Genomic DNA, 22,854 nt, shown 5'->3' on the forward strand with positions numbered 1-22,854 from the left:
GATCAGCGGAGGAACCGCTTCTCGATCTCCCGCATCCGGTCGTCGCCCTGCAGCGCGAAGACCTCCTGCACGCTCGCGATGCGTCCCTCGACCCCGGCGATGCCGCCCTCGGCCAGGATGCGGGCGAAGGTGTCGCGCATTGCCGCCACCGCCGCGCGGATCGCGTGGTTGCCGCAGATGATCAGCCCGACCTTGTTCAGCGCCGCGACCTCGGCGAAGGACAGTTGCGGGTAGGAGGTCGGCACCAGCACCAACGGCACCCGCCCCGGCCAGGCGCGGCAGAAGGCGAGGATCTCGTCCGGCGTCTTCTGCTTCGAATGGATCAGCACGGCATCCGCGCCAGCCTCGGCATAGGCAGCGCCGCGCTTCAGCGCCTCCGCCTGGCCGAGGCCCGCGATCAGCGCCTCGGTGCGCGCGATCACCAGCGGGCCACCGGCGATGCGGGCGGCTTCGATCTTGCCCTGGAACTCCTCGACGGGGACCAGTTCCTGCCGCCCGCCGACGCGCAGCGAGGAATCCTTCGGGAAGGTCTTGTCCTCCATCACAACCGCGGCGACGCCGGCCGCGGCATAGCGTGGCACCAGATACGCGACCGAGACGGCATTCCCGCTGCCGGTATCGATATCCGCGACCACCGGGACGTCCTGCACCTCGACCATCGCGCGCATGGCGGCCAGATGCGTGTCCCAGGACAGGATCGAGGCATCCGGCACCGCATGGGCAGCGGAGAGCTCGAAGCCGCTGCCCCAGATGGCGTCGAAGCCGGCCTCGGCGGCGAGCTTCGCGGAGAGCGGATTATGCGCCGACATCGCAATGGCGGGCTTGTCGGGGGTGAGGCGGGCGCGAAGCCGCGCGGCGGGCGTTTCCATGCCGCGATGCTCCATCGGCGCGGCGGCCGCATCAAGCCGGACAACCGGGCCCGGGGTGGGCATCGCGCCGCCGCAGGGCTAGCCTTCGCACCGCGCCTTACCGGGAGTTGCCTTGCATGTCCGACGCCACACCCTTCGACCGCGTGATCCGCGGTGACATCGTGCTCACCGACCGCGTGCTGCGCGACGGCTACGTCGCGATCCGCGGGGAGACGATCGCCGCGATCGGGGAGGGCGCGCCGCCGCCGGCCAAGGCCTTCACCGATTTCTCAGGCAAGTATGTGCTGCCCGGCCTGGTCGATGGGCACATGCACACCTCCTCCTCGCGCGGTTGGCCGGGCATCAAGGGGGCGTCGATGACGGCCGCCGCCGGCGGTGTCACCACCTGCGTGGACATGCCCTACGACGTGCCGCGCCCCGTGACCGATGCCTCGATCCTCGCCGAGAAGATCCAGGTGGTGAACAGCACGTCCCACGTGGACATGGCGCTCTACGGGACGATCAGGAAGGAAGGCGGGGTGGATGCCATCGCCGGGCTGGCCGAAGCCGGCGTGTGCTCCTTCAAGCTCTCTACATATGAGTATGACCCGGTGCGCTTCCCGCGCATCGACCACCCGACCATGGTCGCCGCCTTCCGGGAGATCGCGAAGACCAACCTGATGGTCGCCATCCACAATGAGGACCAGGAGATCGTGGTCCGCATGACGGAGGAGGCGAAGGCCGCGGGCAACACCAGCCCGATCTGGCACTGCCGCACCCGCCCGCCCCTGTGCGAGACCATGGCCGACCTCGAGATCTTCGAGATCGGGCTTGAGACCGGCGCCCACGTCCACATCGCCCATTCGTCGCTGGCGCGCGGCTTCGAGATCGCGGAGGTGTTTCGCCGCATGGGCGGCAAGGCCTCCGGCGAGGCCTGCATCCAGTACCTCTGCATGACCGAGGAGGACATCATCCGCCTCGAAGGCTTCGGGAAGTGCAACCCTCCATTCCGCACGAGCGATGAAGTCTCCCGCATGTGGGATGCCTTCGCGGCGGGCAAGATCGCCTATGTCTCGACCGACCACGCGCCCTGGCCGAAGGATCGCAAGACCTATACCGGGGACATCTTCACGGTCGGTGCGGGTCTGACCGGCATGCAGTCCTTCGCGCCGCTGATGTTCACCCTGCTGACGGAACGCTCGCTGCCGGTGACGCTGATGGCGAAGTATTGCGCCGAGCGCCCGGCGAAGTTCCACGGGCTGTTCCCGAAGAAGGGCGCGATCCGCATCGGCGCGGATGCCGATTTCGTGGTGCTGGAGACCGGCGACTTTACCTTCGACGCGAAGGACATCCAGGACGACGAGGATGCCCGCTGGTCGCCCTATGACGGGCGGCGCATGTCGGCGCGCGTGGCCGCGACCTTCCTGCGCGGCACCTGCATCTGGGACGGCAAGGCGGTGCTGGCGAAGCCCGGCGCTGGACAATTCGTGCCGCGTCAGCACAACGGGACCTATGTCGGAGAAGAATGAGCGGCCGGACGGCCACTGGATCAAGCGGCCGAAGCGCCCGTCGCGCATCGGCAACGCGCCGCCGCCGCGCGAGAAGCCCGGCTTCTGGCAGGCGGCGATCGCGATCGGTGTCGGGTTGCTGCTTGGGCTGCTGGGCGCGAGCCTCGCGGCGCAGGCCGGGCTGCGCGAGGGCCTGCCAGGTCTGATGCTGGGCGGCGGGTTGTGCCTCGGCACGGCGCTGGTCTGGCGCGCCTTCGGGGGCACGTTTCAGGATTTCAGGGACCTGTTCAAATGACGCGCATCCTCCGCATCGCCGGCGCCCAGATGGGCGCCAACCAGAAGGCCGACAGCCGCAAGCAGATCCTCGACCGCATGATCGCGCTGCTCGAGGATGCGGCGGGGAAGGGCGCGAAGCTCGTCGTCTTCCCGGAACTGCCCTTCACCACCTTCTTCCCGCGCTGGCTGTTCGACACCCAGGCCGAGGTCGATGCCTGGTTCGAGGCATCCATGCCCGGGCCGAACACCCAGGCGCTGTTCGACCGGGCGAAGGCGCTCGGGGTCGGCATGTATGTCGGCTATGCGGAGCTGACGCCGCAGGGGCAGCACTTCAACACCTCGATCACCGTCGGGCCGGACGGGACGATTCTTGGCAAGTATCGCAAGATCCATCTGCCCGGCACGGTGGAACCGCGCGTCGGCGACCGCTTCCAGCAACTCGAGAAGCGGTATTTCGAGTACGGCGACATGGGCTTCCCCGCCTTCCGCGGGCCGGATGCCTGGGGCCGCCCGGTCACCGGCATGCTGATCTGCAACGATCGCCGCTGGCCGGAAGGCTGGCGCTGCTACGGGCTGCAGGGCGTGGAACTCATGCTGATCGGCTACAACTCCGCTGCCTACGACCCGATGGGTGGCACCACGGAAAGCGCCGACCTGCGCACCTTCCACTCGACGCTCGCGGTGCAGGCCAATGCCTATATGAATGCGACCTGGGCAGTCTCGGTCGCCAAGGCGGGCAATGAGGACGGGTCGGGGCTGATCGGCGGATCGGTCATCGTGGACCCCAACGGCATCGTCGTGGCGCAGACCGGCACGCTCGGCGACGAGGTGATCGTCGCCGATGCCGACCTCGACGCCTGCCGGCAGGGCAAGGAGAAGATGTTCAACTTCGCCGCCCATCGCCGCCCGCAATGGTATCGCGCCATCGTGGACCAGGTGGGCGCCGTCCCGCCGACCTGATCCTGACCGCATGACGCCGGCGCGGGCTTCCCCCGCGCCCCGTGCGGCTTGCCCCTACCACGGCCGGCGCCCAAACTCGGTCCCAACCATCTAGGGACGAAGGAAACAGCGCCATGGACGGCATCCTCACCGGCACGGCGACCGATGCGCCCGTGAAGGCATGGCTCGCCGATTTTGCCGCGGCGATCGAGGCTGCCGACGCCACGCGCCTCGCCGCGCTGTTCGCGCAGGAATGCCACTGGCGCGACATCCTCGCCTTCGATTGGGACTTGCGCACCGTCTCCGGCGCTTCCGCCATTGCCGGCCGGCTCGCCGCCCGACTTGGCACCGTCGCACCGCAAGGCTTCGCCCTGGCCGCCGACCGCACGCCGCCGCGCCGCGTCACCCGCGCGGGCACCGAGGCGGTCGAGGCGATCTTCACCTTCGAGACCGCCACCGGCCCCTGCAACGGCGTGGTGCGCCTGGTGAACGAGGGTGGGGCGCCGCGCGCCTGGACGCTGATGACCGCGCTCGACGAGATCCGCGGCCATGAGGACCCGGCCAATGGCAAGCGTTGGCAGGACGTGGACTGGAAGCGGAATTTCGGCGGCGAGAACTGGCTCGACCGGCGCAACAAGGCGCGCGCCTATGCCGGCCACGATCCGGCGGTGCTGGTGGTGGGCGCGGCGCAGGCCGGGTTGTCGGTGGCGGCGCGGCTGTCGCTGCTCGGCGTCGATACGCTGGTGGTGGACCGCGACCCGCGCATCGGGGATTCCTGGCGCAAGCGCTACCACGCACTGACGCTGCACAACGAAACGCGCGTCAACCACCTGCCCTACATGCCGTTTCCCCGGTCCTGGCCGGTCTTCATCCCGAAGGACATGCTGGCCAATTGGTTCGAGCTCTATGCCGAGGCCATGGAGCTGAATGTCTGGACCGGTACGGAACTGACCGGCGGGTCCTGGGACGAGGCGGCGCAATGCTGGAACGTGACCCTGAAGCGCGCCAACGGCACGGAGCGGACCATGCGCCCGCGCCACATCGTCATGGCCAATGGCGTCTCCACCACACCGATCATGCCGGATCTTCCTGGCCTGAAGGACTTCAAGGGCGCGGTGCGGCATTCGAGCGGGCTGGGCAGCGGGCTCGACTGGGCCGGCAAGCGGGCGCTGGTGCTCGGCACAGGAACCTCGGGGCATGACGTGGCGCAGGACCTCGCCGTGTCCGGCGCGGCGGAGGTGACCATCATCCAGCGCCGCCCCTCGCTGGTGGTCAGCCTCAAGGAAGCGCAAGCGCCTTACGCCCTCTACGACGAGGAGATCTCCTTCGAGGACAAGGACCTGCTCGCGACCTCCTTCCCCTATCCCGTCTATCGCCGGTCGCACCAGCGCATGACGGAGATGAACCGCCATGCCGACAAGGCGCTGCTGGACGGGCTCGAAAAGCGGGGCTTCCGGCTGTCCTATGGCGATGAGGGATCGGGCTGGCAGTTCCTCTACCAGAGCCGCGGCGGCGGATATTACTTCGATGCCGGCTGCTCGCAGATGATCATCGATGGCCGCGTCGGGCTGATGCAGTTCGACGACATCGCGCGCTTCGGGACCGAGGGCGCGGTGATGAGGGACGGCTCGGTGAAGCCCGCCGACCTGATCGTGCTGGCGACGGGCTATGAGGGCCAGGCCGCGGCGGCGCGGCGCATCCTGGGCGATGCGGTGGGCGATCGGATCGGCAAGGTCTGGGGCTTCGACGCGGAAGGGGAACTCCACGGCATGTGGCGGCCGACCGGCCAGCCGGGCCTGTGGTTCCATGCGGGCGGGCTCGCACAATGCCGCATCTTCTCGAAGGTGCTGGCGTTGCAGATCAAGGCGCGGGAACTGGGCCTGGTCACGTGATCGAGGTCGTGGAGGATGAGCAGACCGGGCACTTCCGCGTGGTGACCTTTCGCGGGGAGACGATCGGCATCGCCAGGACGCGGCCGGCCGCGGACGACCTGGCCGAGTTCCTGCTGCAGGCCTGGGAGGAAGCGGTCGCCGCGGCCGCCGCGCGGGCGCGGCTGAAACATGGGGCGGCGATCGTCGAGCCGCGGTGACCTCCCGCACCGCGGCAAAGCGCGATAGGGTCCGGGCCTTCACGCCGGAGACCCGCCGATGACCCGCAGCCTCGTCCTCGCCGCCGCCCAGCTGGGCCCCATCCAGAAGGCCGAGGGCCGGGACGTCGCTGTCGGCCGCATGGTCCGCCTGATGGAAAAGGCGCATCGCATGGGCGCGGAGGTCGTGGTCTTCCCCGAACTCGCGCTGACCACCTTCTTCCCGCGCTGGTACGAGGAGGACATCGCGGTCGCCGACCATTGGTACGAGACCTCGCTGCCCTCCAACGCCACCGCTCCGCTGTTCGAGGCGGCGCGGAAATACGGCATCGCCTTCCACCTCGGCTATGCCGAGAAGACGCCGGACGGCCATCGCTTCAACACCGCCGTCTTCGTCAGCCCGAATGGCGAGGTGATGCTGAAGTACCGCAAGGTCCACCTGCCGGGTCACAAGGACTACGACCCGATCCGCAAGGTGCAGCATTTGGAGAAGCGGTATTTCGAGGTCGGCGACCTCGGCTTCCCCGTGGTTCGCGCGCCGGTCGCCGGCCATGACGTGAATGTCGGCATGATGATCTGCAACGACCGCCGCTGGCCCGAATCCTGGCGCGAGATGGGGCTGCAGCAGGTCGAACTCGTCATGCTCGGCTACAACACGCCGTCGCTGAACATGGACAATCGGGGCTTCGAGGCGCACCACCTGCGCGTCTTCCATTCCCACCTGACGATCCAGGCTGGCTGCTACCAGAATGCCTGCTTCGCGGTGGCGACGGCGAAGGCGGGGACCGAGGATGGGCACGAGCTGTTCGGCCATTCCATCATCGTGAACCCGCAGGGGGAGATCATGGCCCAGGCCACCTCCTGGGGCGATGAGCTGATTGTCGCCGATGCTGATCTCGGCATGTGCGAGCTCGGCCGCACGACGATCTTCAACTTCGCGAAGCATCGCCGCCCCGAGGCCTATGGCCGCATCACCGCGCAGGTCGGCAGCGAGCCGCCCAAGGCCTGGTCGCCCGGCGGCTGAATGGCTTCGCGCGGCGTGCATGCGCGCATAGTATCTCCAGCGATGAACACCAGGACGAACCCGCCATGCGCTGCCTCCTGCTGATGGCATTGCTCGTCACCGGCGCCTGCGCGCCGGAACGGCCGCCTATTCCGATCACCTATGTGCCGCAGGCGCCGATACCGGCCTCGGCGGGCACGGCAGCCCAGCAGGATTCCCGCCGGCTGAACCGCGCCATGGGCCAGGAGACGCGGCAGGACCGGCTGCAGGATGCCGATCCCTATGCCGCCTCCATGGCCGGGACGCCGACGCCGGGCACCGACCTGGATGTCGGCGGCAACGACGTCGGCCAGGCGGTGCCGCAGATCGGCATCCCCTTCAGCGGCATTTGAACCGGCGGCGCCGAAGCGCGCACCGCCGGCACGGTCACGCCACCTCCGCCAGCCCCTCCGCCTGGCGGCGGAACAGCCCGGCATAGATCCCACCCTCGCGGCCCAGCAGCGCGGCGTGGCTGCCTTCCTCCGCGACGCGGCCGCGGTCGAAGACCAGGATCCGGTCCATCGCGCGCACCGTGGACAGCCGGTGCGCGATCACCAGCGCGGTGCGGCCCTTCAGCAGCCGCTCCATCGCGTCCTGGATCATCGCCTCGCTCTCTGAATCGAGCGCGGCGGTCGCCTCGTCCAGCACCAGGATCGGCGCATCGGCCAGGAAGGCGCGGGCCAATGCGATGCGCTGGCGCTCCCCGCCCGACAGCTTCACGCCGCGTTCGCCCACCAGCGTGTTCAGGCCACGCGGCAGCCGCGCGATGAAGCCATCGGCATGGGCCAGCGTCGCGGCGCGCAGGATCTCCGTCTCGCTCGCCTGAGGACGGGCATAGGCGATGTTCTCCGCGATCGAGCGATGGAACAGCACCGGTTCCTGCGCGACGAGCGCGATGGATTGCCGCAGGCTGGCCTGGGTGACGTCCCGGATGTTCTGGCCATCGATCATGATGCGCCCCTCGGTCGGGTCGTGCAGCCGCTGCAACAGCTTCACCAGCGTGGACTTGCCCGATCCCGAATGCCCGACCAGGCCCACGCGCTCCCCACCCGCGATGCGGATGTCGAGGTCCCGGTACAGCGGCGTGACATGCCCGCCATAGCGGAAGCCGATCCGTTCGAAATGGATCGCGCCGGCGGGCACCTTCAGCGCCGTGGCGCCGGGGGCGTCGGCGATCGCCGGGCGCGTGGCTTCCAGCGCCACCGCGTCCTCAAGCTCGTTCACGCTGCGCTGCAGGTTGCTGATATGGTAGCCGACATCGCGCAGATAGCCCTGCACCACCAGGTACATAGTCAGCGCCGCCACCACGTCCCCCGCGCTGGCCCGGCCGAGATGCCACAGCAGTAGCGCCGCGCCGATCACGCCGGCACGCAGCGCCAGCAGGGCGACATCCTGCGCCGCATTGGCCGCCGTGCCGCGCAGCCAGGCGCGCGCGGTGCGCTGGCGCCAGCGCGACAGCAGCCCGCCGAGCAGCGCATCCTCCCGCGCTTCGGCGGCGAAGGACTTCACCACCGCATTGGCGCCGATCGAATCCGACAACGCCCCGCCGAGGCGGCTGTCCCAGCGGTTGGACAGCCGCGAGGCGGGCGCTACCCACAGGATCGACAGCACCGCGGTCAGCGCGATGTGCCCGGCCGCGCCCACCAGCACCACCAGCCCCAGCCAGGGCGAGACGGTGGCGAGCATCAGTGCCGAGGCGAGCAGCACGGCGAGCGACGGCAGCAGCGCGATCAGCACCGTGTCGTTCAGCAGGTCGAGCGCCCACATCCCACGTGAGATCTTGCGCACGGTGGACCCGGCGAAGGTTTCCGCATGCCAGTCGGCCGACAGCCGCTGCACGCGCGCGAAGGTGTCCTGGGCAAGGCCGGTCATGTTGCCGAGCGTCAGCCGGATTACCGCGCGGATGGCGCCATAGCGCAGCGCCGCCATGGCGGCGCCGAGCAGCACCATGCCGCCCAGCAGCCACAGCGCGGTGGCGAAGGCATCGGGTGCGCCGGTGCTGACCGCATCGGTCAGCCGGCCCGCCAGCAGCGGCATGGCGACGTCGCACAGCACGGCGGCGAGCATCAGTCCGGCACAGAGGGGCGCGGCGAGACCCTCCCGCCGCCAGCGGGAGACAATGAAGCGATAGGCGGCGCGGAAGGGTTCCGCGCGCGCGGTAGGGGAAGAATGGACCATGGTTCGGGCACGGCCAGCGGCCGTGTCTCCACTATCGGGAATGAAGGGAGGGCGCAGGCGTCAGGCCGGCGCGGTGGCGTCGAACGGGGTTACCCGACGCGCGGAGTGTCGGGCGGGCGATGGGAACTCATCCGGCACTCCTTTCCTTCAGCGGTGAATCATGACGATATGTTCATGATACGGATGGTATCGCTCGCGAACAAACCACGAGATCGTGACCGGCAAACTGCCCTTCCGCCACGGCATGCCGGAGCGGTAGATTGGGCCAGTGCCCTCGCATGACAAGGATTCCGCATGCATCGCGCCAGCCTGATGGCCGTCCTGATCGCCGTCGCCTGTGCCGAGGCACCGGCGCCGCAGCCCGTCGCGGCCCCCACCCAACGCCTGCCGCCGCCGGTGCCGATCGCGGCATCCGGCACGCCGGAGGAGCAGGCCTCGCGCCGGCTGAACCGCGCGCTGAACCAGGACGCGCAGACCGACCGGTTCCAGGCGACCGGTCCCAACGCGCCCCGCCTGACCGGCGAACCGGGTGCGAGCCCCTTCGATATCGGGGGTAGCGGCCAGGGTCCGGTGATGCCGAACCAGGTTTCTCCGGCCTTCAGCAGCGGGTACTAGGCCGCCCTCAGCGCCGTACCGCGATCTCGCGCGCGAGGTCGTCGCGCGCCGTGCAGCCCTGCGGGCACAACGCCTCCAGGCGCCGAAGATTGGCCGCCGCCCGGTCAGGTCGCCCGGTGTCGAGGAACAGCACGCCCTGATAGGCGATGGCCGGCAGGTGCGCCGGTTCGCGCGACAGTGCCTCCTCGTAGCGCGCCTCAGCCTCCGCGAACCGGCCGGTCCGCCGCAGGGCCAGCGCCAGGTAGGTCAGCAGGTCCGGGTCTCCGGGCAGGCGGGCGAGCACGGCTTCCAGCATCGGCACTGACAGCTCGTAGCGCCCGGCCTCGGTCAGCCGCGCCGCCTCGGCGGCCTGCGGGTCGCCGGCGGGCAGCGTCGGTGGCGCCGCCTGCGCTGTCGTGGCTGCGAGGCAGAGGGCCAGGGCCGTGAAGGGCCTCATCCGTGTTCTCCCGCGGGCGCTGCCTCGCCGGGCGCTGAATGTCCTGGCCTATTCCGCCGCCATCCGCATCCGCCCGCCGCGCGCCGCCACAACCGCCAGCAGCGCCTGGGCCACCGCCGCCTGGCACGGCTCGATGACCGGAACGCCGCAGGCATCCTCGGCGAAGGCGCGATGCCCGGCCATCCCGGCACAGCCGAGGATCACCGCCTCCGCCCCCATCGCCACCAGTTCCTTCGCCGCCTCGGCCAGCCGGGCGCGGGGGGCGAGGGGGTCGGTCAGGACCTCCATGTCGAGGTTCAGCGGAATGGTGCCGGCCAGCCGGCCCTCCACCCCCATCGCCTGCAAGGCGCGGCGCTGGCGGGGCTTCGACTTGTCGGTGAAGGCGATGATGCCGAAGCGTTCGCCGCGCATCATTGCTGCCGCCACGGCGCAGCGCAGCGGGCCGAACACCGGCTTGTCGGTCACGGTGCGCACGGCCTCCAATCCAGGGTCGGAGACGCAGCCGATGACATAGGCGTCGGCCGGTTCGGACTCGACGACCCGGCACAGCGGCTCAGCGATGCCGTACCAGTCGCGCCAGGTGACGATGGCGGGCGGGCCATCGGCGATCCGCGTCACGTCGAGGCGCGGCAGCCCCGGCGCGGCGAAGGGCGCGATGGCGGTGGCGATCCCGTCCGTGCAGGACAGGCTCGAATTCGGATTGATCACCAGGATGCGTTCGACCATGGCGCATCCTCGCGCCGTCCGGCCGGCGTCTTCAAGCCCGTGCGTGCCCGGCCGGATGCCGGGGTCAGACCACTCCGTGCTTGAAGGCGGCATGCAAGGCGTGCTTTATGTTGCATTGCACAATGGGCGCCGCCAGAGCGCCCGCGAAAGGAACGCCAATGCCCTGGGCTTCGGAGCAGGTTTCCCCAACGGAGGTCGTGGCGCAGCCGCCCATCGGCACGGCCCTGTTGCGCGGCGCGCGGGGCCGTTGCCCGGCCTGCGGCGAAGGGAAGCTGTTCAGCGGCTATCTGCGGCTGGTGGATGAATGCTCGCATTGCCATGCGCCGCTCGGGCGCATCCGCGCCGATGACGCGCCGCCCTATTTCACCATCCTGATCGTCGGGCATGTGCTGGTGCCGATCGTCTTCGTGGTCGAGAAGGCGTGGTACCCGCCGATGTGGCTGCACATGGCGATCTGGCTGCCGCTCTTCGCTATCCTCAGCGCGCTGTTCCTCCGCCCGATCAAGGGGGCGGTGGTGGCCTGGATGATGCGGCTCGGCCTGACCGGGACCGAACAGGGCGCGCAGATTCCGACCCCTGCGCCGCGACAGGCACCGCGCGATGCGTGACCAGCGCCTGATCCGTGTCGAACTGCCGGAGGAACCGCCGGCGCCGTCCGTCTATGCCGAGGCCGATCGCCGCCAGGCGATCGCGGACCTGCTGACCGGCAACCATTTCAGCCCGCCGAACCTGCCCAAGGGTCCCTATGCGCTGGCCGTGTCCGTGCGCGAAGGGCGGCTGGTGCTCGACATCCGCGACGTCGACAACCGTCCGCTGCATGTCCTCGCCCTGGCGCTCGGGCCGTTTCGCCGCCTGATCAAGGACTACCACATGGTGGTCGAGGCGCATGAGCAGGCGGTCGCCGAAAGCGGCCCGGAATCCCGTGTCCAGGCGATCGACATGGGCCGGCGTGGCCTGCACAACGAAGGCGCGGAGTTGCTGCGCCAGCGCCTCGACGGCCGGATCGAGGTCGATTTCGAGACGGCGCGGCGGCTGTTCACGCTGGTCTGCGCGTTGCACCAGAGAATCTAGAATCCAGAGAGAATCTAGAATCCAGCAGATCCTGGATGCCTGGGACGCCATCCGGCGGCTAGGCTCGCAGGCCGTGCGGCGCCCTGGCCTGGGCGCGGCCACGCCCTGCGCGCCGGCGCGGGACAGGGCATCGGGCCGCTGCGATAGGGAAGGGACGGGCATGAAGATCGAGGGCACCTGGTATCGCAGCGTGCGCGTGGATGCGGAGGATGGCTGGTCGGTCCGCATCCTCGACCAGACCAAGCTGCCCTGGCACGTCGAGTGGCTGCGCCTGACCGATGAGACGCAGGTCGCCCACGCCATCCGGTCCATGCAGACGCGCGGCGCGCCGCTGATCGGCGCCACCGCGGCCTATGGCGTCGCACTCGCCATGCGCCGCGACCCCGCGGCGCTGGAGGATGTCTGCAAGCGCCTGGCCGCCACGCGCCCCACCGCGATCAATCTGCGCTGGGCGATCGAGCGGATGCTCGCGGCGCTGCGCAACCTGCCGGCCGCGGAGCGCGTGGCGGCTGCCTATGCCGAGGCCGCCGCCATCGCCGATGACGACGCCGCCACCTGCGAGGCGATCGGCCGCAACGGCCTGCCCCTGTTGCAGGAGATCGCCGCGAAGAAGCCGAACCAGCCGGTGAACGTGCTGACGCATTGCAATGCCGGCTGGCTCGCCACGGTCGATTGGGGCACCGCGCTTGCGCCGATCTACATGGCCCATGACGCCGGGCTGCCGATCCATGTCTGGGTGGACGAAACCCGCCCGCGCAACCAGGGCGCCGCACTCACCGCCTTCGAACTCGGTGCCCACGGCGTGCCGCACACCGTCATCGCCGACAATGCCGGCGGGCACCTGATGCAGCATGGGGAAGTGGACATCGTCATCGTCGGCACCGACCGGGTGACGCGCGCGGGTGATGTGGCCAACAAGATCGGCACCTACCTCAAGGCGCTGGCCGCGCGCGACAACGGCGTGCCCTTCTGGGTCGCGCTGCCGCATTCCACGCTCGACATGCGCGTCGCCGACGGGGTGAAGGAGATCCCGATCGAGGAGCGCAGCCAGGCCGAGGTGACCGACCTGACCGGCCGCACATCCGATGGCCGGATCGAGACCATTCGCGTCGTCGCCGGCCACAGCCCGGCCGCCAACCCCGCCTTCGACGTGACGCCGGCGCGGCTGGTAACGGGGCTGATCACCGAACGCGGGCGCATCGCCGCGAATGCCGAGGCGATCGCCGCGATGTATCCCGAGAAGGCGGTCCCCCAACCGGCGTGATCGGCCGCGCCCGCTTGACCAACAGCCAGGGCGGCGCAGGATCGCGGCCATGGAAACGCTTCAGCACCTCGCCGCAACGCTCGGCCCTCGGAACTGCCTGACCGGCGCCGACGACATCGCCCCCTATGCCGTCGATTGGCGTGCCCAATGGCATGGCATGCCGGCCGCCGTGCTGCGCCCCGGCACCACCGAGGAAGTCGCCACCACGATCCGTGCCTGCGCCGCGGCCGGGCTTGCGGTGGTGCCGGCCGGCGGCCGCACCGGGCTGTGCGGCGGCGCGGTGGTGCCGGCGAACGGGCCGCCTTCAGTGGTGCTCAGCCTGGAACGGATGAATCGCATCCGCGACGTCGATGCGCGGGATTTCTCGATCGTCGCCGAGGCCGGCTGCATCATCCAGAACGTCCAGCAGGCTGCCGCCGCGGTGGACCGGCTGTTCCCGCTGTCTTGGGGCGCGCAGGGCTCGGCGATGGTGGGCGGCGCGCTGTCCACCAATGCGGGGGGCATCCGCACGCTGCGCTGGGGCAATGCGCGCGACCTCGTGCTCGGGCTCGAGGTGGTGCTGCCGGACGGGCGCGTGCTCAACGACCTGCGCCGCGTGCGCAAGGACAATTCCGGCTATGCGCTGCGCCACCTGTTCCTGGGCGGGGAGGGGACGCTCGGCGTCATCACCGCCGCCGCCCTTCGCATCGTCCCCGCGCTGAAGCGCGTCGAGACCGCCTTCGTCGCCGTGCCTTCGCCGGAGGCAGCGCTGAACCTCTTCTCCCGCGTCATGGAAAGCGGGGCCGATGTCATCGCCTTCGAGCTTATCATCGGCGAATGCATGGATATCGTGAGCCGCAATGGCATCGGCATCCGCATCCCGCTGCCGGTCGGCAGCCCCTGGTATGTGATGGTGGAACTCGCCGCCGCACACCCTTCGGTGCCGTTGCGCGAGATGCTGGAGGACACGCTCGCCGCGGGGGCGGAGGCGGAGGAGGTGCTCGACGCCGCCATCGCCGAGAACGAAGCGCAGCGCGCGATGATCTGGCGCATCCGCGAGGATTGGCCCGATTGCGGCCGGCGGGAGGCGCCGACGGTCAACACGGACACCTCGGTGCCGGTCTCCGCGGTGCCGGAATTCTGCGCGCGGGTGAAGGCCGCACTTGCCGAGCGCTGGCCGGAGGGGCGGCTGATCGCGATCGGCCATGCCGGCGACGGCAACATCCATGTCAGCCTGATGGCGCCGAGCGGCACGGCCTATGACGAATGGTCGGCGCGCGCGCGGGATGCGGAAGGCATGGTCAACGCCATCGCGGTCGAACTCGGCGGGTCCTTCTCGGCCGAGCATGGCATCGGCCAGTCGAAGCGCCACGCCATGGCGACGCACAAGGATGCGGTGGCGCTCGACCTGATGCGCGCGGTGAAGGCAGTGATCGACCCGCGCGGGATGATGAACCCCGGCAAGATGCTGCCCTGACTGGATCGCCGATGCCCGTCGAGGAGATCGCGCTGCGCCTGGTCGCCGCCCTGCTACTGGGGGCGGCGATCGGCGTCGAGCGGCAGTATCGCCAGCGCTCGGCGGGGTTGCGCACCAATGGCCTCGTCGCCCTCGGCGCGGCTGCGTTCGCGCTGATCGGCTTTTCGACGACAGGGGAGGCGAGCCCCTCACGAATGGCCGCGCAGGTCGTCTCGGGTATCGGTTTCCTCGGCGCCGGGGCGATCCTGCGCCAGGGGCTGGATGTGAAGGGCATGAACACCGCGGCGACGCTGTGGTGTTCGGCGGCCGTCGGGATCGGCTGCGGGGCCGGGCAATTCGCCCTGGCGGGGATCGCCGCAGGGCTGGTGGTGGCGGTGAACATCGTGATCCGCCCGATCGTCGGCGCCATCGACCGCGTGCCGCGATCGGGGGCGGAATATGAACGCGCGTTTCGTATCAGCGTGACCGGCACGGCGGAGCGCAGGGCGGCGTTGCGACAGTTGATGGTCAAGCAGATCGCCGCGAGCGACGCCCGGCTGCAGCGCCTGGACGGCGAGGATCTGGCCGGCCCGGAGGGCGCCGCACCACGCGTCGTGTTGACCGCACAACTGATCGCCGGCGGCGCTGCGGAGGAACGGCTCGAGGCGATCGTCGCCCGGCTGAACCTGGAACCGGGCGTGACGCGCGCCGGCTGGTCGGAAATCGAGGACTGACCCTCAGCCCGTCGCGAGCAGCCCGCCCGCCACCAGCAGATCCGCCGTCGCTGGGCTGAAGGCGGCGGGGATGTCGTAGACCAGCGCGATGCGCAGCAGCGCCTTCACGTCCACATCATGGGCCTGTGGCGTCAGCGGGTCGGGGAAGAAGATCAGTGCCTGGACCTGCCCCTCGGCGATCATGCCGCCGATCTGCTGGTCGCCGCCGAGCGGCCCCGACTTCACCAGCCGGATCCGCAACTCCGCGCATTGCGCGTGGATCGTGGCACCGGTCGTCGCGGTGCTGACGATGGCATGCGGGGCAAGGTCCGCCGCATGCCTCGCGGCCCATTCGGCCAGCGCCGGCTTCATCCGGTCATGCGCGACGAGGGCGAGGGTGATCGGCATCGCGCATGACACTCCAGGACCGGCGGGCCGATCCTACCGGTTCTGGTCCACCCGGCGGAAGCGCTGCACGCGCTGCCCGGTGTCCACCTCGCTGATGTAGAGGTTGCCTGTGCTGTCCACGGCGATGTTGTGCGGCACCATGAACTGCCCGGCATAACGCCCCATGCGGCCGAAGGTGGACAGCACGGCGCCGTCGCTCCGGCGCAGCACGCGTGCGACGGAGTTGGTGTTGTCGGCGCTGAACAGGAAGCGCTGCTCGGCATCGCGGGACGGCACGATGTCGGCGACCGCGCCGTTCAGCAGCGTTTCGCGCGCGACGAAGAATTCCTGCACGAAGGTACCGTCGCGGCGGAACACCTGCACGCGGTTGTTCACGCGGTCGCAGACATAGACCAGGCCATCCCGCGTCAGGCGTACGCAATGCACCGGGCTGCCGAAGGATCGCGACGGCGGCTGGGAGGGGTCATAGGCCGGCAACCGGTTGTCATGCGGCCTTTCGCCATAGGCGCCCCAATGGCGGAGATACGCGCCGGTATCCATGTTGAAGACGATGACGCGACGGTTGCCGTAGCCATCGGCGACGAAGACCTCCCGCGTGCGGATGTCGACCTCGGTATCGGCGGGGCGGTTGAGGTTGGCGGTGTCGTTGCTGCCGGTGGAGGCGCCGGCGCGGCCGATCTGCAGGCGGAATTGGCCGTCCAGGCTGAACTTCAGCAACTGGTGGTCACGCGGGCCGTTGCCGGCGAGCCAGACATTGTCCTCGTCGTCGACGTAGATGCCGTGCTCGGACTCCGGCCATTCATAGCCTTGGCCGGGGCCGCCCCAGGACCGGATCAGGTTGCCGCCCATGTCGAAGACGAGCACCGGCGGCGCGGCGACGCAGCAGATCGTCGGCTGCGGCGTGCGGCCGGCCATCACCTGGCGGTCCTGCAGCGAGCGCGGGCGATGGACGATCCAGATGTGGTCGCGCCGGTCCACGGCCACACCGGCGACTTGGCCGAAGATCCAGTTGTTCGGCAGGGCCTTGGGCCAATGCGGATCGACCTCGAAGCCGGGCGGGACCTCGGTGGGCGGATGGGCCTGCTGGGCAAACCCTGCGGTACTGGAGAGCAGGAGAGCCGCCGCGGCGCCGGCAAGTATCCGGCGCCACCCTTGTATGGCTGACATCGCGCGTTCCTTCCCTGGGGCGTCGAGCCCCGCGGGAAGGCTAGAGCAGCACCGGATCGAGTGGAACCGCGGCACGGTTGCGCCGATGCGACAGGCGCTGCTTCATCAACTCAAATTGTCTAGAGCAGGAACGCCGATCCGATCATTCCATCCGATCGGGCCTTGCTCCGGTGCCGCGCGCCACGGGACGCAAGCCGGGCTATCGGTCTAGCACTCCGCCGTTCAGCCACTTCGCCCCCGACGCATACAGCGCCGCCACCTCCGGCCCCACCAGGCCCGGCATGTCGCGCTTCACGGCATAGCCGATGCGCGTCTGGATATACGCCAGGTGCCGGTACCCTTCCGGGAACTGCGCCAGCAGCGCGGGATCGAGCACCAGCCTTGCCGCCGGATCCACCGCGTCGATGCGATCCTTCTCGTAGATCGGCTGGCGCAGCACCACGCCCCAGCGCCCGTCGCGCTTTTCGCAAAAATCGTAGAAGCGCCCCGTGCAGACCACGTCCACCGTCACGCCTTCTGCCTCGGCGCGCTGGCTGATCGTCATCTTGGTCTGCACGATGGCGCGGGTGCCCGCCAGGTCCACGCTGCTGCCGCCGAGGAAGTGCAGGATGCGCACGCCGCGCTCGAAGCCCGCCCGGCTCACCTTGATGAATTCGCTGGCCGGACCCTGAAACCAAGTCGCCATCATGCGGGCGTCGGCGTGCCAGCAGGTAGCGAAACGGTCCCAGTCGCCGGCGTCACGCCACACCGCCCAGTCCTGGACCAGCCTGCGCAGGTCCAACTCGTCATGCAGGCCGTTGTCGCTCATGCCGGCGACCCCAGACTGCCCCACGCGCCCAGATGGGTGAACTCGGCGATCGGCCGGCGCGTGCGCGGTGCCACCTCGCGCGCCGCCAGCGCCTCGGGCAGCGCCGAGGGCGGCGCCACATAGCCGAGCGCGATGGCGCTCAGCGGATCGAAGCCCTCCGGGATGGCGAAGGCCGCGCGCGCCTTGGCCGCATCGAAGCCAGCCATCTGGTGCGCCTGCAGCCCCAGCGCCGCGGCCTGCGCGGCCAGGTTCGCCGCCGCCTGGCCCAGGTCGTAGCCCGCATGGCGGTTGGCATTGCCGTTATGCGCGAAATGCGTCCGTGCGACGCCGAGGATCAGCACCGGCGCGCGCCCGGCCCAAGCCTGGTTGTTGACCGACAGGCAGCCGAGCAACGCGGCGTGGCCAGCTGCGTCCTTGTCCCTGCGCGTCACAAGGAAGTTCCAGGGCTGGTCGTTGATGCAGGAGGCCGCCCAGCGCGCCGCCTCCAGCACCTGCGCCAGCGCGGCGTCGGGCACCGCGCGATCCTCGTAGGATCGCGGGCTCCAGCGCGCAGCGAGCACGGGCTCGATGGGATGCGCCGCGGGCGCGATGCGGTCGGTCATGGTCTTGCTTACTCCTGCTGGGGAATGCCGGCGCTGGCGACAAGCTCGCGCCAGCGCGCGATGTCGCGGCGGATCACGGCGGCGGCGGTTGCGGCGTCCGACCCGACCGGGGTCAGGCCCATCTCGCGCATCCGTGCAGCGAGGTCGGAATCGGCCAGCGCGCGCGCCGTCTCCGCCTGCATGCGCGCGACGGCGGCGGCGGGGATGCCGGCGGGAAAGCCGATGGTGAACCAGGTCGCGAGGTCGAACTCGGCAAGGCCGCTCTCGCGCATGGTCGGCACCTGGGGCAGGCCGGGGAAGCGCTCGGCGGTGGACAGCGCGATGGCGCGCGCCTCATTGCCCCGCACCTGGCCGAGCACGGCGGCCACCGTCTCGACCACCAACTGCACCTCGCCCTGGCGCAGCGCCAGCACCGCGGCCGGCGTGCCGCGATAGGGCACATGCGTGAGCTTCACGCCCACCATCGCCTGGAAGGCTTCGGCGACGAAATGCTGGGTCGAACCGACGCCGACCGTGCCGAGATTGAGCCTGCCCGGATTGGCCTTCGCGGCCGCGACCAGCGCGGCGACGGAGGCGAGCGGTCCGCTCGGCGGGGTGAGGAACACCAGCGGCATGGTCGCGACCTGCGTCACCGGCACGACATCGGCCAGCGGGTCATAGGGCAGCCGGCGGAAGGTCGCGGCCGTCACGGCGAAGGCGTTGTTCAGCATCATCATGGTGCGGCCATCCGGGCGGGCCCGGGCCAAGGTCTCCGCGGCCAGCGTACCGCCGGCGCCGGGGCGGTTCTCCACCACCACCGGCTGGCCAAGTGCTGCCGCCAGCGGCGGGGCGAGCAGGCGCGCGACGATGTCGGTGGTGCCAGCCGGCGCAAAGCCTTGGATGAACCGGATCGGCCCGTCGGGCACCCAGGCGTCCTGCGCGCGGGCGGGCAAGGCGGCCAGCGATGCGGCAAGCAGAAGGGCGCGACGTTGCGTCACGGCATCTCTCCCTTGGATCGTCCTCTCCTGCGGTCTCGCCTGCCGGCGCTGCACGGTCAAGGCGCGGCGCGTCAGGCAAGCTCTGGATAGCCCATGGCGGCCGCCTCGGCCTCGTAGCGCGCGAGGATGCGGTAGTCCGATCCTTCCGGCGGCAGGATCGCGCGCAGGCGCAGCGCCTGGCGCAGAGACGCGTGTTCCGGCGCGCTGCCGAAGGCGATGAGAGCGTCGCGCAACGCCGCGAGTGTCCGCGCATCGGTGGCGATTGAGGTCACGAAGGGAATTGCCGGGCTCGGCACCGATACGTCGAGGATGCGCAGCCCGGCCAATGCTTCGGGCCGCACATCGGCATGGAAGGCATAGGTCATGCTGTCGATCGACGCGGCATCGGCACCACCGCTCTGCACCAGTGCCATGGAGGCCGGGTGAGCGCCGGTCTCCACCACCCGCGCGAAAAAGGCGCGCCCGCCTGCAAGCGGTGCCAGGCTGCGCCGCGGTAGGTTCATCCCGCTGTTGGAATGCCGGCTGTTGCAGGCGAAGACGCGCCCGCGCAGGTCCTCGAGCCGTCGCGCCGGGTCGTCGCTGCGCACCACGAAGACCGCACGATGCGTCGGGCCGGGCAGGGATGGCGCGTCGCATCCTGGCATTGCGGGCTCGATGTAGTCTGGCACGCCGAGCAGCGCATGCTGGCCGCGATAGACGGTGCCGAGCGGATAGCCGCAGGTCTGCGAGAACAGCACTTCCGGCCCGATCGACGCGGGCACCGCCGGACGCTCGAAGCTGAGCGCCGCCGGCAGGTCGCGCAGGCCGCGGGCGCGCAGCAACGTCGCGATCGCATCCCAGGCGGCGGCGTTGACCGGACGCAGCTCCGCCAGATTGTACATGGGCAGGGAGGCGGTGCGGATCATGGGCCGTGCCCGACGACGTCGCGTGCCGCGGGCGGGATGTCGGCGATCGCCGTGAAGATCGGCTTGCCCGCCGCACGGAAGCGCGCGACCTCGGCGTCCGCCCCCGCGCTCGGCCCGCCGATCCGAAGCACCGCGTCGCAGCGTTCGGCGAGAGCGAGGGAGAGCGGCATCATCACTTCATCGAACGCATCGCCCTCGGCGGCGGTGATGATGGGCAGCGCCATATTCACGCCGATCACGGGCACATGGCCCAGGCGGAACAGGGCAAGGGCGGCGCGGTTCATCTCGGCCAGCCGTTCTGCGCGCGTCGCGGCGTCGGCGCCGCCCGTCGCATAGGGACCGGCAACCATGATCCACATCAACCGAAGGTCGCGAGCAGGTCGTCCACCTGCGCCGGCGTCAGCACCCGCGCGCCGGCGCTGCGCAGCAGCAGGGCGAGGCGGGCCGATTCCTCCAATTCCTCGGCGGCATGGACGGCGTCCTCCAGCGTCTTGCCCGACACCACAGGGCCGTGGTTCGCAAGCAGCACGGCCTTGGCGCCCTTCGCAGCCTCGTGGATGTCGGATTCCATCGCGGCATCGCCCGGCCGGTAATACCGGATCACCGGCAGCAAGCGCCCGACGCGCATGACGAAGTACGGCGTCAGTGGCGGGATCGGCGCCGTCTCGCCTGGTTCGGCGAGGCAGCCAATGGCGGTCGCATGGGTCGAATGCAGATGCACCACCGCACCCGCATCGGGCCGCGCCGTCAGCACGGCGCGGTGCATGAACACCTCCTTCGAGGGCTTGTCGCCGCCGATATGCGACCAATCCGGCGCCAGTTTGCTGATCCGCGCGGGATCGAGCCGCCCGAGGCAGGAATTGGTCGGCGTCATCAGGTAGCCGTCGGGCAGCCGCACGGAGATGTTCCCCGCCGTCCCCACCGAATACCCGCGCTGGAACAGGGACGCGCCAAGCATGGCCAGCTGCGCGCGGAGCGCCGCCTCATCCATGGCTGAACGCCTTGAGGAAGAAGTCCCGCGCGCCGAAATTCCCCGACTTCAGCGCGAGGTGCAGCCCCGCCGGATTGGCGTAGGTCCAGGGCACCCCTGGGTCGATTTCCGGCCCGATGCGCAGCGACGTCACGCCAAGCCGCTGCACCACGGCGCCCGAAGTCTCGCCCCCCGCCACCACCAGCCGCCCGACGCCGCGCGCGACGAGGCCCGCGGCGATGGTCGCGACCGCGTCCTCGACCAGCGCGCCGGCGGCGTCGCGGCCGAGTTTCGCCTGCAAGGCAGCGACCTTGTCCGGTGTCGCGGAGGCTGCGATCACCACCGGACGCGACGCCTCCAGCTTGCCATCCACCCAGGCGAGCGCCTGCGCCGCCATCGCCGCCGCGTCGGGTGTCGCCAGCGCATCCAGTTCCAGCACCGGCACATGGTCGCGCGCGAGGCCGATCTGCCCCAGCGTGGCACGCGAGCAGGACCCGGCCACCACCGCCGCGGCCCCGGCCATCGGCGGCAGCGCGTCGGCGTCGGGCCGCGCCGGCAGCAGGCCGGCGCGACGGAAATTCTCCGGCAGCCCCATCGCCACGCCCGAGCCGCCCGTCACCAGCGCGTGCAGTGCGACGGCCTCGCCGATCGCCATCAGATGTGCATCCGTCACTGCATCGACGATTGCCCAGCGACGGCCGGACTCCACCAGCCGCGTCGTCGCCTGCCGGATCGCCGCGGCACCCTGTTCCACCGTGTTGAAGGGCACCAGGCCGACACCGCCCTCGGCCTGGCGCGACAGCGCGCGCACCAGGTTAGGGTCGGTCATGGGCGTCAGCGGATGGTTCTCCATCCCGCTCTCGTTCAGCAGCGCGCCACCGACGAACAGATGGCCGAGATAGATGGTTCGCCCATTGGTCGGGAAGGCCGGGCAGGCGATGGCGAAGCCCGAGCCGAGCCGCTTCAGCAGCGCATCGCCCACCGGGCCGATATTGCCCTGATCCGTGCTGTCGAAGGTCGAGCAGTATTTCCAGAAGATTTGCTTCGCCCCGGCACGCGTTAGCGCGCCGCAGGCCGCCAGCGACTGCCCGACGGCATCGGCGACGGGTGCGGTGCGCGTCTTCAGCGCGACGATGACCGCATCGGCGTCCGGCAGCGGGCCATCCGGGACGCCGATGACCTGCACGGCCGACATGCCGCCCTTGACCAGCGTATTGGCGAGATCGGTCGCGCCAGTGAAATCATCGGCGATACAGCCGAGCAACAGGGGCATTCTCGCCCTCCCTTAGAGCAGGTCCCGATCAGGAGGGATCACCTGATTGGGTGAAGATGCTCGCGAAAACAACAATCTAGCGTCGTTGCCGTGAGCCGGGGCGAATGGCAGCGCCGCTAGAAAATCGGCGTTCCGTCCTTGCGGTAGTAGACGCTCTTGCCGTCCGGGCCCGGCAGGATCATCAGGTCGTCATCCGGGTAGATGACTTTTTCGAAGCGCGTGCGGTCGCCGACCTCAAGATAGAGGCAGTCGGCGTCGCCGCGATTGAGGAGATGATGCGCATCCCAGGTGCCGGCGCGGAAGCCAGCGCACATGCCCGCCGACAGCGGCGTCTCGCCCGCATCGGTGACCAGGGTGCACGACCCTTCCAGGATATAGACGAACTCGTCCTGCTTCTCATGCGCGTGGCGCAGCGCCGAGGCCGACCCTGGCGGCAGCCGGGTGAGGTTCACGCCGAAATTCTGCAAGCCGAACAGATCGCCCAGCACGCGCTTCTCGCGCCCGCCGATCTTGGCGACGAGATCCGCCGGATACATCGACGGCCGCGCGCGCGGCGGAACCTCGATGGCGGTCAGGGCGACGGGCGGCGGCGTATCGCTCATGGACG

The 22,854-nt window shown here is 70.0% G+C and carries 27 protein-coding genes; 13 read left to right on the plus strand and 14 right to left on the minus strand.

Going from position 1 to position 22,854, the window contains the following annotated elements; all coding sequences use genetic code 11:
* Positions 1 to 2 precede the first annotated feature (2 nt).
* Positions 3 to 869, minus strand: coding sequence for a phosphonopyruvate hydrolase (locus AC2YHJ_RS04350; RefSeq protein WP_487394211.1), 867 nt, complete (start codon positions 867 to 869; stop codon positions 3 to 5).
* 116 nt (positions 870 to 985) lie between these two features.
* Between AC2YHJ_RS04350 and AC2YHJ_RS04355 the strand changes: the two genes are divergently transcribed.
* The 7 genes from AC2YHJ_RS04355 to AC2YHJ_RS04385 all read left to right on the plus strand — a co-directional run bounded on the left by AC2YHJ_RS04355 (position 986) and on the right by AC2YHJ_RS04385 (position 7,052).
* Entirely contained in the window at positions 986 to 2,377 is a 1,392-nt protein-coding gene (locus tag AC2YHJ_RS04355; protein ID WP_487394212.1) for a dihydroorotase, read from the plus strand.
* Entirely contained in the window at positions 2,361 to 2,651 is a 291-nt protein-coding gene (locus tag AC2YHJ_RS04360) for a hypothetical protein (RefSeq protein WP_487394213.1), read from the plus strand. Before AC2YHJ_RS04355 ends, AC2YHJ_RS04360 begins: the two co-directional genes overlap by 17 nt.
* Positions 2,648 to 3,592, plus strand: a complete 945-nt coding sequence (locus AC2YHJ_RS04365; RefSeq protein WP_487394214.1) for an N-carbamoyl-D-amino-acid hydrolase — start codon at positions 2,648 to 2,650, stop codon at positions 3,590 to 3,592. Before AC2YHJ_RS04360 ends, AC2YHJ_RS04365 begins: the two co-directional genes overlap by 4 nt.
* Positions 3,593 to 3,705: 113 nt before the next feature.
* Complete coding sequence (locus AC2YHJ_RS04370; RefSeq protein WP_487394216.1) at positions 3,706 to 5,463, plus strand: flavin-containing monooxygenase; 1,758 nt, start codon at positions 3,706 to 3,708, stop codon at positions 5,461 to 5,463.
* Positions 5,460 to 5,660 carry a hypothetical protein gene (locus AC2YHJ_RS04375; RefSeq protein WP_487394217.1) on the plus strand — a complete coding sequence of 67 codons (201 nt, stop codon included), beginning with the start codon at positions 5,460 to 5,462 and terminating at the stop codon, positions 5,658 to 5,660. The genes AC2YHJ_RS04370 and AC2YHJ_RS04375 overlap by 4 nt, the downstream gene beginning before the upstream one ends.
* A 58-nt stretch (positions 5,661 to 5,718) precedes the next feature.
* A complete protein-coding gene (locus AC2YHJ_RS04380; RefSeq protein WP_487394218.1) occupies positions 5,719 to 6,681 on the plus strand; it encodes an N-carbamoyl-D-amino-acid hydrolase in 963 nt (320 codons plus the stop codon).
* A gap of 65 nt (positions 6,682 to 6,746) precedes the next feature.
* Positions 6,747 to 7,052 carry a hypothetical protein gene (locus AC2YHJ_RS04385; RefSeq protein ID WP_487394219.1) on the plus strand — a complete coding sequence of 102 codons (306 nt, stop codon included), beginning with the start codon at positions 6,747 to 6,749 and terminating at the stop codon, positions 7,050 to 7,052.
* A gap of 34 nt (positions 7,053 to 7,086) precedes the next feature.
* On the opposite strand, the gene AC2YHJ_RS04390 is transcribed toward AC2YHJ_RS04385, so the two are convergent.
* Complete coding sequence (locus AC2YHJ_RS04390; protein WP_487394220.1) at positions 7,087 to 8,877, minus strand: ABC transporter ATP-binding protein; 1,791 nt, start codon at positions 8,875 to 8,877, stop codon at positions 7,087 to 7,089.
* Between the two features lie 294 nt (positions 8,878 to 9,171).
* On the opposite strand from AC2YHJ_RS04390, the gene AC2YHJ_RS04395 reads away from it, so the two are divergent.
* Positions 9,172 to 9,492, plus strand: a complete 321-nt coding sequence (locus AC2YHJ_RS04395; protein ID WP_487394221.1) for a hypothetical protein — start codon at positions 9,172 to 9,174, stop codon at positions 9,490 to 9,492.
* 7 nt (positions 9,493 to 9,499) lie between these two features.
* Here AC2YHJ_RS04395 and AC2YHJ_RS04400 read toward each other — a convergent pair whose 3' ends face one another.
* Both AC2YHJ_RS04400 and AC2YHJ_RS04405 read right to left on the minus strand, forming a co-directional pair.
* Entirely contained in the window at positions 9,500 to 9,928 is a 429-nt protein-coding gene (locus tag AC2YHJ_RS04400) for a tetratricopeptide repeat protein (protein WP_487394222.1), read from the minus strand.
* Positions 9,929 to 9,976: 48 nt separating this feature from the next.
* Positions 9,977 to 10,654, minus strand: coding sequence for an aspartate/glutamate racemase family protein (locus tag AC2YHJ_RS04405; RefSeq protein WP_487394223.1), 678 nt, complete (start codon positions 10,652 to 10,654; stop codon positions 9,977 to 9,979).
* A 158-nt stretch (positions 10,655 to 10,812) separates the two neighbouring features.
* Between AC2YHJ_RS04405 and AC2YHJ_RS04410 the strand changes: the two genes are divergently transcribed.
* From AC2YHJ_RS04410 to AC2YHJ_RS04430, 5 genes are all read left to right on the plus strand, one after another.
* Positions 10,813 to 11,262 carry a DUF983 domain-containing protein gene (locus AC2YHJ_RS04410; protein WP_487394225.1) on the plus strand — a complete coding sequence of 150 codons (450 nt, stop codon included), beginning with the start codon at positions 10,813 to 10,815 and terminating at the stop codon, positions 11,260 to 11,262.
* Complete coding sequence (locus AC2YHJ_RS04415) at positions 11,255 to 11,725, plus strand: UPF0262 family protein (protein ID WP_487394226.1); 471 nt, start codon at positions 11,255 to 11,257, stop codon at positions 11,723 to 11,725. Before AC2YHJ_RS04410 ends, AC2YHJ_RS04415 begins: the two co-directional genes overlap by 8 nt.
* A 160-nt stretch (positions 11,726 to 11,885) precedes the next feature.
* A complete protein-coding gene (gene mtnA / locus AC2YHJ_RS04420; protein WP_487394227.1) occupies positions 11,886 to 12,989 on the plus strand; it encodes an S-methyl-5-thioribose-1-phosphate isomerase in 1,104 nt (367 codons plus the stop codon).
* A 49-nt stretch (positions 12,990 to 13,038) separates the two neighbouring features.
* Positions 13,039 to 14,445 carry an FAD-binding oxidoreductase gene (locus AC2YHJ_RS04425; RefSeq protein WP_487394228.1) on the plus strand — a complete coding sequence of 469 codons (1,407 nt, stop codon included), beginning with the start codon at positions 13,039 to 13,041 and terminating at the stop codon, positions 14,443 to 14,445.
* Positions 14,446 to 14,456: 11 nt separating this feature from the next.
* Positions 14,457 to 15,158, plus strand: a complete 702-nt coding sequence (locus AC2YHJ_RS04430; protein WP_487394229.1) for an MgtC/SapB family protein — start codon at positions 14,457 to 14,459, stop codon at positions 15,156 to 15,158.
* A 3-nt stretch (positions 15,159 to 15,161) separates the two neighbouring features.
* On the opposite strand, the gene AC2YHJ_RS04435 is transcribed toward AC2YHJ_RS04430, so the two are convergent.
* The 10 genes from AC2YHJ_RS04435 to AC2YHJ_RS04480 all read right to left on the minus strand — a co-directional run bounded on the left by AC2YHJ_RS04435 (position 15,162) and on the right by AC2YHJ_RS04480 (position 22,849).
* Complete coding sequence (locus AC2YHJ_RS04435; RefSeq protein WP_487394231.1) at positions 15,162 to 15,545, minus strand: methylglyoxal synthase; 384 nt, start codon at positions 15,543 to 15,545, stop codon at positions 15,162 to 15,164.
* A gap of 33 nt (positions 15,546 to 15,578) precedes the next feature.
* Positions 15,579 to 16,712 carry an NHL repeat-containing protein gene (locus tag AC2YHJ_RS04440; RefSeq protein ID WP_487394232.1) on the minus strand — a complete coding sequence of 378 codons (1,134 nt, stop codon included), beginning with the start codon at positions 16,710 to 16,712 and terminating at the stop codon, positions 15,579 to 15,581.
* A 199-nt stretch (positions 16,713 to 16,911) separates the two neighbouring features.
* Entirely contained in the window at positions 16,912 to 17,520 is a 609-nt protein-coding gene (locus AC2YHJ_RS04445; protein WP_487394233.1) for a nuclear transport factor 2 family protein, read from the minus strand.
* Positions 17,517 to 18,122 (minus strand): nitroreductase family protein, encoded by a 606-nt coding sequence (locus tag AC2YHJ_RS04450; RefSeq protein ID WP_487394234.1) that lies wholly within the window; start codon positions 18,120 to 18,122, stop codon positions 17,517 to 17,519. Before AC2YHJ_RS04450 ends, AC2YHJ_RS04445 begins: the two co-directional genes overlap by 4 nt.
* 8 nt (positions 18,123 to 18,130) lie before the next feature.
* Positions 18,131 to 19,099: a tripartite tricarboxylate transporter substrate-binding protein gene (locus tag AC2YHJ_RS04455; protein WP_487394236.1), complete on the minus strand. Its 969-nt coding sequence runs from the start codon at positions 19,097 to 19,099 to the stop codon at positions 18,131 to 18,133.
* 71 nt (positions 19,100 to 19,170) lie between these two features.
* Positions 19,171 to 20,004 (minus strand): phosphate/phosphite/phosphonate ABC transporter substrate-binding protein, encoded by an 834-nt coding sequence (locus tag AC2YHJ_RS04460; RefSeq protein WP_487394238.1) that lies wholly within the window; start codon positions 20,002 to 20,004, stop codon positions 19,171 to 19,173.
* Positions 20,001 to 20,354: a DUF1937 family protein gene (locus tag AC2YHJ_RS04465; protein WP_487394240.1), complete on the minus strand. Its 354-nt coding sequence runs from the start codon at positions 20,352 to 20,354 to the stop codon at positions 20,001 to 20,003. Before AC2YHJ_RS04465 ends, AC2YHJ_RS04460 begins: the two co-directional genes overlap by 4 nt.
* Positions 20,355 to 20,362: 8 nt before the next feature.
* Positions 20,363 to 20,995, minus strand: coding sequence for a 3-oxo-tetronate 4-phosphate decarboxylase (gene otnC, locus AC2YHJ_RS04470; RefSeq protein WP_487394242.1), 633 nt, complete (start codon positions 20,993 to 20,995; stop codon positions 20,363 to 20,365).
* Positions 20,988 to 22,247, minus strand: a complete 1,260-nt coding sequence (gene otnK, locus AC2YHJ_RS04475) for a 3-oxo-tetronate kinase (RefSeq protein WP_487394243.1) — start codon at positions 22,245 to 22,247, stop codon at positions 20,988 to 20,990. The genes otnC and otnK overlap by 8 nt, the downstream gene beginning before the upstream one ends.
* A 116-nt stretch (positions 22,248 to 22,363) precedes the next feature.
* A complete protein-coding gene (locus tag AC2YHJ_RS04480; RefSeq protein WP_487394244.1) occupies positions 22,364 to 22,849 on the minus strand; it encodes a cupin domain-containing protein in 486 nt (161 codons plus the stop codon).
* Between the last annotated feature and the right edge of the window lie 5 nt (positions 22,850 to 22,854).

Source organism: Roseomonas sp. SRI_022 (assembly GCF_057586215.1).

Excerpts from the sequence above, each read along its gene's own strand:
- AC2YHJ_RS04410 (WP_487394225.1), top strand. The coding sequence starts at position 10,813 with ATGCCCTGGGCTTCGGAGCAGGTTTCCCCAACGGAGGTCGTGGCGCAG.
- AC2YHJ_RS04415 (WP_487394226.1), top strand. The coding sequence starts at position 11,255 with ATGCGTGACCAGCGCCTGATCCGTGTCGAACTGCCGGAGGAACCGCCG.
- AC2YHJ_RS04400 (WP_487394222.1), bottom strand. The coding sequence starts at position 9,928 with ATGAGGCCCTTCACGGCCCTGGCCCTCTGCCTCGCAGCCACGACAGCG.
- AC2YHJ_RS04365 (WP_487394214.1), top strand. The coding sequence starts at position 2,648 with ATGACGCGCATCCTCCGCATCGCCGGCGCCCAGATGGGCGCCAACCAG.
- otnK (WP_487394243.1), bottom strand. The coding sequence starts at position 22,247 with ATGCCCCTGTTGCTCGGCTGTATCGCCGATGATTTCACTGGCGCGACC.
- AC2YHJ_RS04445 (WP_487394233.1), bottom strand. The coding sequence starts at position 17,520 with ATGAGCGACAACGGCCTGCATGACGAGTTGGACCTGCGCAGGCTGGTC.
- AC2YHJ_RS04430 (WP_487394229.1), top strand. The coding sequence starts at position 14,457 with ATGCCCGTCGAGGAGATCGCGCTGCGCCTGGTCGCCGCCCTGCTACTG.
- AC2YHJ_RS04460 (WP_487394238.1), bottom strand. The coding sequence starts at position 20,004 with ATGATCCGCACCGCCTCCCTGCCCATGTACAATCTGGCGGAGCTGCGT.
- AC2YHJ_RS04450 (WP_487394234.1), bottom strand. The coding sequence starts at position 18,122 with ATGACCGACCGCATCGCGCCCGCGGCGCATCCCATCGAGCCCGTGCTC.
- AC2YHJ_RS04390 (WP_487394220.1), bottom strand. The coding sequence starts at position 8,877 with ATGGTCCATTCTTCCCCTACCGCGCGCGCGGAACCCTTCCGCGCCGCC.
- AC2YHJ_RS04435 (WP_487394231.1), bottom strand. The coding sequence starts at position 15,545 with ATGCCGATCACCCTCGCCCTCGTCGCGCATGACCGGATGAAGCCGGCG.
- AC2YHJ_RS04395 (WP_487394221.1), top strand. The coding sequence starts at position 9,172 with ATGCATCGCGCCAGCCTGATGGCCGTCCTGATCGCCGTCGCCTGTGCC.
- otnC (WP_487394242.1), bottom strand. The coding sequence starts at position 20,995 with ATGGATGAGGCGGCGCTCCGCGCGCAGCTGGCCATGCTTGGCGCGTCC.
- AC2YHJ_RS04370 (WP_487394216.1), top strand. The coding sequence starts at position 3,706 with ATGGACGGCATCCTCACCGGCACGGCGACCGATGCGCCCGTGAAGGCA.
- AC2YHJ_RS04465 (WP_487394240.1), bottom strand. The coding sequence starts at position 20,354 with ATGGTTGCCGGTCCCTATGCGACGGGCGGCGCCGACGCCGCGACGCGC.
- AC2YHJ_RS04380 (WP_487394218.1), top strand. The coding sequence starts at position 5,719 with ATGACCCGCAGCCTCGTCCTCGCCGCCGCCCAGCTGGGCCCCATCCAG.
- AC2YHJ_RS04480 (WP_487394244.1), bottom strand. The coding sequence starts at position 22,849 with ATGAGCGATACGCCGCCGCCCGTCGCCCTGACCGCCATCGAGGTTCCG.
- AC2YHJ_RS04405 (WP_487394223.1), bottom strand. The coding sequence starts at position 10,654 with ATGGTCGAACGCATCCTGGTGATCAATCCGAATTCGAGCCTGTCCTGC.
- mtnA (WP_487394227.1), top strand. The coding sequence starts at position 11,886 with ATGAAGATCGAGGGCACCTGGTATCGCAGCGTGCGCGTGGATGCGGAG.
- AC2YHJ_RS04360 (WP_487394213.1), top strand. The coding sequence starts at position 2,361 with ATGTCGGAGAAGAATGAGCGGCCGGACGGCCACTGGATCAAGCGGCCG.
- AC2YHJ_RS04355 (WP_487394212.1), top strand. The coding sequence starts at position 986 with ATGTCCGACGCCACACCCTTCGACCGCGTGATCCGCGGTGACATCGTG.
- AC2YHJ_RS04385 (WP_487394219.1), top strand. The coding sequence starts at position 6,747 with ATGCGCTGCCTCCTGCTGATGGCATTGCTCGTCACCGGCGCCTGCGCG.
- AC2YHJ_RS04425 (WP_487394228.1), top strand. The coding sequence starts at position 13,039 with ATGGAAACGCTTCAGCACCTCGCCGCAACGCTCGGCCCTCGGAACTGC.
- AC2YHJ_RS04440 (WP_487394232.1), bottom strand. The coding sequence starts at position 16,712 with ATGTCAGCCATACAAGGGTGGCGCCGGATACTTGCCGGCGCCGCGGCG.
- AC2YHJ_RS04350 (WP_487394211.1), bottom strand. The coding sequence starts at position 869 with ATGGAAACGCCCGCCGCGCGGCTTCGCGCCCGCCTCACCCCCGACAAG.